The sequence below is a fragment of the Sphingomonas asaccharolytica NBRC 15499 genome, assembly GCF_001598355.1.
In the GTDB taxonomy this organism is placed as follows: domain Bacteria; phylum Pseudomonadota; class Alphaproteobacteria; order Sphingomonadales; family Sphingomonadaceae; genus Sphingomonas; species Sphingomonas asaccharolytica.
This window is the reverse complement of the sequence record NZ_BCYU01000053.1, coordinates 22,291-32,028: the sequence shown is the minus strand read 5'-3', so window position 1 is coordinate 32,028 and position 9,738 is coordinate 22,291. Positions and strand designations below refer to the sequence as shown.

Below are 9,738 nucleotides of genomic sequence, written 5' to 3'. Positions count from 1 at the left end.
TGGAGTTTCAGAGTCGGCCCATGGCCAGGAATTTGTCGCGGCGATCGCGGCGCAGATCGTCCGGGCCGAGATTGTGCAGCCCACTTAGTGCGTCCGCCATTGCATCGCCTAGCGCCGCAATCGCATTGTCGGGATCACGATGCGCGCCGCCCAATGGTTCGGTCACGATCGTGTCGATCACGCCCAGCCCTTTTAGATCCTGCGCGGTGACTTTCATCGCCTCGGCGGCGTCGGGCGCCTTGTCGGCGGTACGCCACAGGATCGAGGCGCAGCCTTCGGGCGAGATCACCGAATAAACAGCGTGTTCGAACATCAGCACGCGATTGCCCGCCGCCAGCGCGATCGCGCCGCCGGATCCGCCCTCGCCAACCACTGCGGCGATCATCGGTACGCCGAGCTTCAGGCACGCCTCGGTCGAGCGCGCAATGGCTTCGGCCTGGCCGCGCTCCTCGGCCTGGACGCCGGGAAACGCGCCCGACGTGTCGACCAGGGTCAGCACGGGGAGGCCGAACCGGTCGGCGAGTTCCATCAGCCGGATCGCTTTGCGATAGCCTTCGGGCTTGCCCATGCCGAAATTATGCTTGAGCCGACTGGCGGTATCGTCGCCCTTTTCGTGGCCGATCACCATTACCTTTTGCCCGCGGAAAGTCGCGAAACCGCCCAGGATCGCCTGATCGTCGGCGAACGCTCGATCGCCGGCCAGCGGCATGAAATCCTCGAACAGGCCTGCAATATAATCCCCGAAATGCGGGCGATCCGGATGGCGCGCGACTTGCGTCTTCTGCCACGGTGTCAGCTTGGCATAGGTCGCCTTGAGTAAAGCATCCGACTTGGTCTGCAGCCGCTTGACCTCGGAATCGATGTCGATCGCGCCGTCCGAAGCGGTATCGCGAAGTTCATCGATCCGACCCTGCAACTCAGCGATCGGCTTTTCGAAATCAAGAAAGCTAGCCATGGCCGGGCGGGTTAAGGCCGCCTCGGGGCAACGTCAACGAGCGGGTGGCGAGTGTTGACCAACTCGACCAGGCGTTTGCTGTCGACATGCGTGTAGATTTCGGTCGTCGCGATATCGGCATGTCCCAGCATCGCCTGAAGTGCGCGCAGGTCGGCGCCGCCTTCCAGCAGATGGGTGGCGAAGGCGTGGCGCAGCACGTGTGGGCTAACGCGGTCGGGCGGGATGCCGGCATCGGCGGCGAGCGCCTTGATCAACTGATACAGGCGGATGCGCGATAAATGCGTCTTGCCGGAGGGAAACAGCCAGGCCCGGTCGTTCGCAACATGCGCTCGCCATGCCGCCACCGCTGCGCGGGCGCGATCGGAAATCGGCGCCAGCCGCTCGCGCCCGCCTTTGCCCTTCAGGATGATATAGGGACGATCGGGCTGGATCGCGTTGCGCGGTAGCGAAACGAGTTCAGTCGCACGCAGTCCCGAACCGTAGAGCAATTCGATCAACGCCGAGAGGCGCAGATCGTTGGGATCGGGCGGAATTCGAGCCTGCCGCTCGGCGATCGCGGCGAACAAGCGGTCGATATCCTGATGGCTGAGCACCTTGGGCAGTGACCGCCGGGCGCCCGGCCGCGGCAAGGCGGCCCCGGGATCGTCGGCGCGATGCCCTTCATCGGCCAGAAAAGCGAAGAACCGGCGCAACGCCGCCGCCTTGCGCGCGACTGTCGCATGCGAAAGATCGCGCCAGCCGTTGCCCAGCCGTTCGACGTCGTTCACCCCCGCCGAGGCCAACCGCCCGCCCAGCGCCTCGGACGCCAGCCGCAAGTCGCTGGCATAAGCGGTGACGGTGTTCCTGGCGGCGCCGACCTCCGCCACCAGCATCTCGAGAAAGCGCTCGATCAGCGCGCCGTCATTGAGGTCGATCGCGGCCATTAGGGTGCAGACCCACTGCTAATGAGGTCGAGATGGAGACGAAAAAGGCTGCTGGGAGAGAGGGCGCGCAGCCAGATAGCGGAGGCTATCTGGCAAGCATCCGACCGCTCCAGCGGACTTTTTCGTCCCACCGCTTCCCGGCAGCCATGTCCGGGCGCTGTGGCGCGTCGAACCGCTCGAACGGGGGAAAACCCCCGTTCTTCGCACTCCTCCTCCCACAGCATCCCGGACATGGCTGTCTCGATCCTCATTAGTAGTGGGTCTGCACCCTAGGCCCGCGTCACGGCCTCGGCCGCAACCATCCGCGCGGTACTGCCCAGCCCTACGACCCGCAACGCATTGACGACGTGAAACAACGCCGCGGGCGATACACCGCGCCAGTCCTGCGTCTGCAAGCCGACCGCACTCAGCACCAGCACCTCACCCGGACGGCCTTGCGCCGCGGCGCGATCGATCGCGCGGGTCCAGGCATTATCGCCCTGCACGTCCGCACCGTAGCTTTGCGCCACTGCCGGATCGAGCCTGGCGAGGCCGGCAAGCCCGGCCGCGAACATCCGCTGTTTGGCGGCGTCGCTCGAAAAGGCGCCCACCTCGCCCGAACCATAACGCGCATTGCTGTCGGGATCGGAGACCAGGATCAGCGCCCAGCCGAGGCTGCCTCGCGCTACCGCATTACGCCACCGCGCGGCCGATCGATCGAGCCCGGCGCTCAGCATGGAAGCGACCAGCTGGTCGCTGCCATCGGTCTTGCCGGCAACCGGGATGCGCTTTGCCGCGCGTGCGGTCAGCACCAGCCGGCCATAGCCCGCCAGGCCGTCAACATTCTGACCCCACAGCCCCCTCAGCGCCCCGAGCCGCGCATCGCGCGATCCGCCGGTATAGGCAGTGCGCAAGTCGCTGGCGACGCCATTGGCGGGATTGCCCTGATCGTCGCCGGCATCGATCAGGCCGTAGAGATCGACCAAGGCCAGGTTGGAGAGGACGCCCTGGCCAGCTGCTTGATCGGCAAATTGCGACCGCTCGACCGGCGTCTCCTGAGGCGCCAGCACTTGCCAATAGCGCATCTGTGGGCCGGTACCCTCAAACAGCGCGTCGGGAATTTTCTCGCCCGCGGCCATCGCCAGGCCGTATCGCCACGTATTGATGTTGGTGACGCCGTCCCATTCGATCACCACGTCGCCTTTGCTCGACCCGCGCCCGGCGATCTTCTGCGCCAGGGCAAGATCGACCCCTGCGGCGACGCGCTTGGCCTGGTTCATCAACGGCGTCGCCTGGCTCGGCGTCGAGGACAGCGACGCGCACATCGCGCGCGCCAGCACCCAGCTTGGCTCGCTCGACACCTTGACTGCGTCATTGGCCAACGGACACATCGCGCCGACATCGCCGGTCGCCAAGGCGGCCTGCATCGCGACTTGATAGAGTTTGGGCGTGTAATCCTGTGGGTCGACCGATTGCACCATCGCACGCGCGCCGACCGATTCGCCCATGCGCAGCAAAAGCCACGCGCGCTCGGCGGCGAAATCGGCACCGTTGACATTGTGCGGCGTGCTGATCGGCTGCAGCAACAGGCGGCGCAGCGCGATCGACACCCAGCGCGAGGCGATCGGCGCGCGCGTCTCGCGCATCAGCCGCTCGATATACCGGCCGTCGGCGTTACCGAACGCGGCGGGGTCCATCATCCGCTCGGCTGTCGGCAGGATGCCGATCATCGCCAGATTGCGGCGCGAGGATTCGGGCAAGGTGTAATGCACCTGGCCGGGCGTCGCGGTCGGCGTCGGCGATGCGATCGGCAGCCCGGTGAGCGGATCGGTGGCAACTGGTGTGGGTAGCGGCAGCGCCGGTGCGGACGGGCTGACCGTAGGCGCGGCGCTCACGGTGGAAGGCGTCGCCGGCGCGGTCGCAGGAACCGGAGCAGGCGTCGGCGCGGGAGTCGAGGCGCGCGGCGATGGGCGTGGCGCGGGAGCAGGCGCGACCGGCTGGTCGAACCCTGGCGGCAGGATCGATTCGGGCTTCTTCTGTGCGAGCGCGACGCCGCCCGCGGCGAGCAGCGCTACCGCCAGCGCCGACGCGCCGGCGCTAGCCTTGGAGATTCGCAAGCGAGACAGCCTTTTCCACCCGGGTCTGTTGCGTCTCGTGCGCCCGGCTCGACAGGAAGAACATTCCTCCCACCAACAGCACCAGTACGACGATCAGCACCACCAACATTCGCGACATGCGACAATAACCTCTACAGTCTTTCGGCGTCCAAACCGGCACGCCGCCCGGCTCGGCGCTTGTGCCCGAGCGTGCGGTGCGCTGTATAGCCCCCAAACCCATGTTGCAAAGCGCTCCTCCCTTTCTTTCCTGGACCGGCAAGCCGATCGTGCTCGTCGGGCTAATGGGCGTCGGCAAGTCGACCGTCGGCCGTCGCCTCGCGGCGCGGCTGCATTTGCCCTTCGCCGACGCCGATACCGAGATCGAAGAAGCCGCCGGCATGACGGTCAGCGAAATCTTCGAAAAATTCGGTGAAGCGTATTTCCGCGACGGCGAACGCCGCGTGATCGCTCGGCTGGTCGACGGCAAACCCAAGGTGATCGCCACCGGCGGCGGCGCGTTCATCAATGACGAGACGCGCGCGCTGATCCTGGATCAATCGATCGCGATCTGGCTCGACGCGCCGACGCGGATCCTGGCCGAACGCGTCGGCCGCCGCGATACGCGCCCGTTGCTCCGCAACCGCAACCCGCGCGAGGTGCTCGACGAACTCGCCGCGGTCCGCAATCCGATCTATGCCCAAGCTCCGATTCGCATCGCCAGCGACCAGGCGCCGCACGAATCGGCCGTCAACGCCATCCTGAAAGCCATCGGCCTGTGACCATCGTCCCCGTTTCGCTCGGTTCGCGCAGCTATGACATCGTAATCGAGCGCGGATTGCTCAGCCGCGCCGCAGAGCATTTGAAGCCATTGTCGCGCGGCAGGTCGATGGCGCTCGTCAGCGACATTAATGTCGCGCCGCATCTCGCCACCCTTCAGAGCGCGCTCGCCACTGCCGGCATTGCCAGCGAGACGATCGTACTGCCGCCGGGCGAAAGCACCAAGAGCTGGGCCCAGCTTGAGGCCGTGACCGACCAATTGCTCGCGCATGGCGTCGAGCGCGGCGACCATGTCATCGCGCTCGGCGGCGGCGTGATCGGCGATCTGGTCGGATTCGCCTGTTCGATCGTCAAACGCGGCTGCGGCTTCGTGCAGATACCGACCACCTTGCTTGCTCAGGTCGACAGCTCGGTCGGCGGCAAGACCGCGATCAACACCCGCGCCGGCAAGAATCTGATCGGTGCGTTCCACCAGCCCGGATTGGTGCTGATCGATCCCGACGTACTCGACACCTTGCCCGCCAGGGAAGCCCGCGCCGGCTATGCCGAGGTCGTCAAATATGGGCTGATCGACGATTTCTCGTTTTTCGAATGGTGTGAGGCGAATGGCGACAAGCTGCTCGCCGGCGATCCTCAGGCGCGCGAATATGCCATCGCGCATTCGGTCGGCGCCAAGGCGCGGATCGTCGCCGAGGACGAGCGCGAGACGACGGGCAAACGCGCGCTGCTCAACCTCGGCCATACCTTCGGCCACGCGCTGGAAGCGGAGACGGGATTTTCCGACCGCCTGCTCCATGGTGAAGGCGTCGCGGCGGGCATGGCGCTGGCTTTCGCCTATTCGGCGCGGCGCGGTCTGTGTCCAGGCCAGGATGCCGAACGTGTCGCCGCGCATCTGCGCGCGGTCGGCCTGCCCGACGGGATCAAGGCCGCGGGGATAGCCGCAAGTGGTGCGACCCTGGTAGACCATATGCGCCACGACAAGAAGATGGACGCCGGCACCCTCCCCTTCCTGCTCGCGCACGGCATCGGTCGGACTTATCTCGACCATTCCGTCGACCTCGCCGATGTCGAGGCGTTCCTCGACGCCGAGCGGTGACCAGAAAGCACCTCGTTCGCATCGCGCTGCTGACGCTGGGGTGCGCGCTTTACCTGCCCGCGATGGTCTTGATGACCATCCAGGTGGCGGGGCCGATCGCGCTCCAGGCGCTGTTCGACTGGTTGGCCGGGCGGTGCGCCAGCGATTGCAACGGCTGGAACGTGCTCGCAACGGCAATCCAGATCGGACCGATCATTGTCACCGGACCGGTGCTGGCCTGGATCGGGATCATCTGGATCCGCCGCGGTCGACGTTCCGACCGCGAGGCTGAGGCGATCGCCGGCGAGTTCGACAAGGCGTCGGCACGCGTCTCGCCGCATGCGATCGAGGAGGACGAGGATCGCTATCTGTATCGCGATCGTCAGGGGCGCCTCCGCCAGGTATATGCCCCGCCCCCATACGAGACTTGAGGGGACTGTCGATCAGGCTCTCTCGACTAACAATACCAATTGTCCGATATCACGGCGATAATCGGAGGGGGTTCGATGATATTCGCGATGATGTTGGCGATCGCAATGGCGCAAAACGCACCGTTGAATCCGTCCGGTAAGTGGGTGGTCGACTATCGACCTGACATGTGCGTCGGTCAACGATCTTTCGGCGAAGCCGCAGCCGCGACAATATTCGGTTTCGAGCCGGCTGTCGCGATGGACAGTGGAGGCGCCAAACTGCTGATCCTGTCACCAAACACGCGAGGCGGGGGCGTCCGGCATGGTAGGGCCGAGATTGTGCTGCAGCCTTTGGGCGAAAAGCAGACGCTGGACTTCGTGAGTTGGTCTCTCAAGAGCGCCGCCGATCATCGGGCGCTCGAGGTATCGGTCGACAAGGATTTCATGACCAAACTGAGCAAATCGACTGGCTTGTCCGTTGTTGCTGGTAAGGACTCGTTCGCGCTGACCACCGGACCACTACAAGCTGTGCTGGCCGCGATGAAAACCTGCAATGACGATCTGATGCGCAGCTGGGGAGTCGATCCGATGGCGATCGCCACCGCGATGGGAAATCCGGGGGAATGGTTCACCGACGACGACTATCCGCCAGCGGCCAAACGCCGAGGCGCATCCGGCAGCGTGGTCGTCGTCTTAACAGTCGATCCGGGTGGCCACACCAAGGCATGCCGGGTCGTCAGCTCCAGCAAGGACCCCGATCTCGATAAAACGACCTGTGATCTGGGCATGCAGCATGGGCGTTTTCAGCCGCGAACTGGCGATGGATACTCTGTTCTCTCGATTCGGTGGGTATTGGCCGATATGTAGCGCGCGCCGGGACGGTCAAATGCCGCGCGCAACGCTCCACGCCAACCACAGCCAGCCCGCAATCAGCGCCAGTCCGCCGATCGGCGTGATCGCGCCGAACCAGCGCGGGGCGCCGAGCGCCATCAGATAGAGTGTGCCGGCGAACACCAATCCGCCAATCACGAACAACGCCGCCGGCCCCTTCGCCGCCATCTTCAGTGCCACCAGCGCGGCAACCGCGTGGATCAGCTGATATTGCCCGCCGGTTTTGAGCCAGTCGGCAGCTTGCCCGCTCGCGCCATGCGCGCCGAACGCGCCGGCGCCAACGGCTAGCGCCCCCGACAAGGCGGCCAGGATCGCGATCCAGTTCATGGTTCCTGTCCCCTGCCCAATTCCTCGGCGCCCACCGGTTCGGACGCGGCGTCGGCATCGACCGCAAGCTCACGGCGAGTCGCGGCGAAAATCTCCTCGCGCTCATCGCTGGTGATGATGCGATCGCGCGCGGCGCGCACGTCGCCGGTTTCATATTGCGCCTTCAACCGCTCCTTGTCGCGGGCGCGATACATGTCTTCGGCGCGCTCGGCCTCGGCCGGATCGATGTCGATCGCCGCCATCGCCATGCGGCCCATCTTGATCGCCGATTCCATCACTTCGCGCACCACGCCGGCGATCGGCGAGCCCTTGAGCTTGATCAGCGCACGGCGATCATAGGTACGCGCGAAGATCGCCGCCTTGGGGAAAGCTTCATGCACGCCCTCGATCAGATCGGCGTCGAGCTGGTCGCCGTCGATGCAGAACAGGATCAGCTCGGCCTCGCTCGCACCCGCCTGGCGCAACAGATCGAGCCGGGTGCCATCGCCATAATAGACTTTGGCGCCGAATTCGGCGGCGACGTCGATCATCTCGATATCGGTATCGATCAATGTCACCGGCACGCCCGCGGCGATCAGCATCTGCGACACGGTCTGGCCGAATCGGCCATAGCCGACGACCAGCGCATTGGCGCCGTCGGCGCGCGGGCCTTCGCGATCGCCCGTGACCTGGGGCGCTTCGCGGAATCGCGCGGTCACCATCATCAGGAACGGCGTCGTCGCCATCGATAAGGTTACCACCGCGCTGAACACGCTTACTGCCGCAGGCTCGATCAGGAACGCGCGTTGCGCCTGCGCGAACAGTACAAATCCGAACTCGCCGCCCTGGCTAAGCAACAGCCCGAGCGCCAAAGCGCCACGCCAGTTCATTCGGAACGCCATGCCGATCGCGAAGATGATCGCCGCCTTGGTCGCGATCAGCGCCAGCGCCATGCCGATGACGAAGAATGGGCGATCGGCAATCACGTGGAGATCGAGCAACATGCCGACCGCCAGGAAGAACAGCCCGAGCAGGATCGATCGGAACGGCTCGACGTCCGCCTCCAGCTCATGGCGATAGGGCGAATCGGCCAGCATCACGCCGGCGACGAACGCGCCCAGGGCAGTCGACAAATGCAGATATTCCATCACCGCCGCTGATGCGGTGACGGTGAACAAGGCGGCAAAAACAAACATTTCGCGCTCGCCGAGATTGCCGATCACGCGGAACAAGGGCCGCAATAGATAGCGGCCCGCCAGTACCAGCCCGGTGATCGCCAGCACGGTATAAATGAACAGCAGATAGCCCGGCGGCCCCTGCTGGTCCGCCGGATTGCGCGACAGGATCGTCACCAGCGTGATCAGCGGAACGATCGATAGGTCCTGGAACAGCAGGACGGCGAAGGCGCGCTCGCCGAACGGGGTGCGCAACCGCCCCGCCGATTGCAGCATCGGCAGCACCTGCGCGGTCGAGGACAGGGCCAAGGGCAGGCCAAGGACCAGAGCGGCCTGCCAGGAGAAGCCGGCGACACCGTGGATGATCAAGGTGACCGCCAGCCCGCAGGTAAGCACCTGGATCAGGCCGATCGCGAAGATGTCCTGCTTCATCTTCCACAGGCGCGACAAATTGAGTTCGAGCCCGACGATGAACAACAGCAGCGTGATGCCGAGCTCGGCGACGCTGATCTTTCCTTGCGCGTCTCCGATCAGATTGAACGCCTGCGGTCCGATCAGAGCGCCGGCGACGAGGAAACCCAGAGTCGCGCCAAGACCAAGACGGCGGAACAACAGGACGAATACCATCCCGACGCCGAGCATGACGACGCCGTCGCGTAGCATCGATGCGCCGTGCATCAGGAGTCGTTTCCGGTGGTCGAAGCGGCGGTCGCCGCTGCCTCCGCCGCGGCTTCGAACGCCAGTCGAATCGAGGGATGGCGTGCGGTGACTGTCAGCGCGGGAATGAAGATGTCGAGATCGGGCCAGTTCGGCGCCCGCCCTTCGCCCGCCAGCCAGGCTGTAAGTTCGTCGCGCGCGGTCGCGAGTTCGCCCGGGGTCTTGCCCAGGATATTGGCGGCGAGCAGCGAGGACGATGCCTGGCCCAACGCGCAGGCACGCACAAGCATCCCGACTTCGCTGACGCGGCCATCGGCCAGATTGACGTCGACCGTCACCCGGCTACCGCAAATCGGCGAGCGCTTCTCGCTCGATCCCATCGGCGCGGCGAGGCGATGATGATGCGGAATCGACGCCGCGAGCCGCAGGATTTCGGTGTTGTAGAGGGGCGCGTTCATCCTGTCCGCCATGTAGGCGAGCGTAACGAAAAGCGC

The 9,738-nt window shown here is 65.3% G+C and carries 10 protein-coding genes; 4 read left to right on the top strand and 6 right to left on the bottom strand.

Annotated elements, in window-relative coordinates:
• Positions 1-7: 7 nt before the first annotated feature.
• From SAS01S_RS14535 to SAS01S_RS14525, 3 genes are all read right to left on the bottom strand, one after another.
• The gene (locus SAS01S_RS14535; RefSeq protein WP_066809636.1) at positions 8-955 is read right to left on the bottom strand and encodes an acetyl-CoA carboxylase carboxyltransferase subunit alpha; all 948 of its coding nucleotides are present in this window, start codon (positions 953-955) and stop codon (positions 8-10) included.
• An 11-nt stretch (positions 956-966) separates the two neighbouring features.
• On the bottom strand, positions 967-1,878 hold the full coding sequence (locus SAS01S_RS14530) for a tyrosine-type recombinase/integrase (RefSeq protein ID WP_066809635.1): 912 nt from the start codon (positions 1,876-1,878) through the stop codon (positions 967-969).
• A gap of 269 nt (positions 1,879-2,147) precedes the next feature.
• The gene (locus tag SAS01S_RS14525) at positions 2,148-3,974 is read right to left on the bottom strand and encodes a hypothetical protein (protein WP_084239035.1); all 1,827 of its coding nucleotides are present in this window, start codon (positions 3,972-3,974) and stop codon (positions 2,148-2,150) included.
• Between the two features lie 218 nt (positions 3,975-4,192).
• On the opposite strand from SAS01S_RS14525, the gene SAS01S_RS14520 reads away from it, so the two are divergent.
• From SAS01S_RS14520 to SAS01S_RS14505, 4 genes are all read left to right on the top strand, one after another.
• Positions 4,193-4,732 (top strand): shikimate kinase, encoded by a 540-nt coding sequence (locus tag SAS01S_RS14520; protein ID WP_066809634.1) that lies wholly within the window; start codon positions 4,193-4,195, stop codon positions 4,730-4,732.
• The gene (gene aroB / locus SAS01S_RS14515; protein WP_066809633.1) at positions 4,729-5,826 is read left to right on the top strand and encodes a 3-dehydroquinate synthase; all 1,098 of its coding nucleotides are present in this window, start codon (positions 4,729-4,731) and stop codon (positions 5,824-5,826) included. Before SAS01S_RS14520 ends, aroB begins: the two co-directional genes overlap by 4 nt.
• Positions 5,823-6,236: a hypothetical protein gene (locus tag SAS01S_RS14510; protein ID WP_066809631.1), complete on the top strand. Its 414-nt coding sequence runs from the start codon at positions 5,823-5,825 to the stop codon at positions 6,234-6,236. The genes aroB and SAS01S_RS14510 overlap by 4 nt, the downstream gene beginning before the upstream one ends.
• A 75-nt stretch (positions 6,237-6,311) precedes the next feature.
• Positions 6,312-7,082: an energy transducer TonB gene (locus tag SAS01S_RS14505; RefSeq protein ID WP_066809629.1), complete on the top strand. Its 771-nt coding sequence runs from the start codon at positions 6,312-6,314 to the stop codon at positions 7,080-7,082.
• A 15-nt stretch (positions 7,083-7,097) separates the two neighbouring features.
• On the opposite strand, the gene SAS01S_RS14500 is transcribed toward SAS01S_RS14505, so the two are convergent.
• From SAS01S_RS14500 to SAS01S_RS14490, 3 genes are read right to left on the bottom strand one after another with little or no spacing between them, the layout of a single operon-like run.
• Positions 7,098-7,433, bottom strand: coding sequence for a DUF423 domain-containing protein (locus tag SAS01S_RS14500; RefSeq protein WP_066809627.1), 336 nt, complete (start codon positions 7,431-7,433; stop codon positions 7,098-7,100).
• Positions 7,430-9,265, bottom strand: a complete 1,836-nt coding sequence (locus SAS01S_RS14495) for a cation:proton antiporter domain-containing protein (protein ID WP_084239034.1) — start codon at positions 9,263-9,265, stop codon at positions 7,430-7,432. Before SAS01S_RS14495 ends, SAS01S_RS14500 begins: the two co-directional genes overlap by 4 nt.
• Positions 9,265-9,702: an iron-sulfur cluster assembly scaffold protein gene (locus SAS01S_RS14490; RefSeq protein WP_066809625.1), complete on the bottom strand. Its 438-nt coding sequence runs from the start codon at positions 9,700-9,702 to the stop codon at positions 9,265-9,267. Before SAS01S_RS14490 ends, SAS01S_RS14495 begins: the two co-directional genes overlap by 1 nt.
• Between the last annotated feature and the right edge of the window lie 36 nt (positions 9,703-9,738).

Coding starts and splice junctions, on each gene's coding strand:
- SAS01S_RS14495 (WP_084239034.1), bottom strand. CDS start 9,265: ATGCACGGCGCATCGATGCTACGCGACGGCGTCGTCATGCTCGGCGTC.
- SAS01S_RS14505 (WP_066809629.1), top strand. CDS start 6,312: ATGATATTCGCGATGATGTTGGCGATCGCAATGGCGCAAAACGCACCG.
- SAS01S_RS14500 (WP_066809627.1), bottom strand. CDS start 7,433: ATGAACTGGATCGCGATCCTGGCCGCCTTGTCGGGGGCGCTAGCCGTT.
- SAS01S_RS14535 (WP_066809636.1), bottom strand. CDS start 955: ATGGCTAGCTTTCTTGATTTCGAAAAGCCGATCGCTGAGTTGCAGGGT.
- SAS01S_RS14520 (WP_066809634.1), top strand. CDS start 4,193: ATGTTGCAAAGCGCTCCTCCCTTTCTTTCCTGGACCGGCAAGCCGATC.
- SAS01S_RS14490 (WP_066809625.1), bottom strand. CDS start 9,702: ATGAACGCGCCCCTCTACAACACCGAAATCCTGCGGCTCGCGGCGTCG.
- SAS01S_RS14530 (WP_066809635.1), bottom strand. CDS start 1,878: ATGGCCGCGATCGACCTCAATGACGGCGCGCTGATCGAGCGCTTTCTC.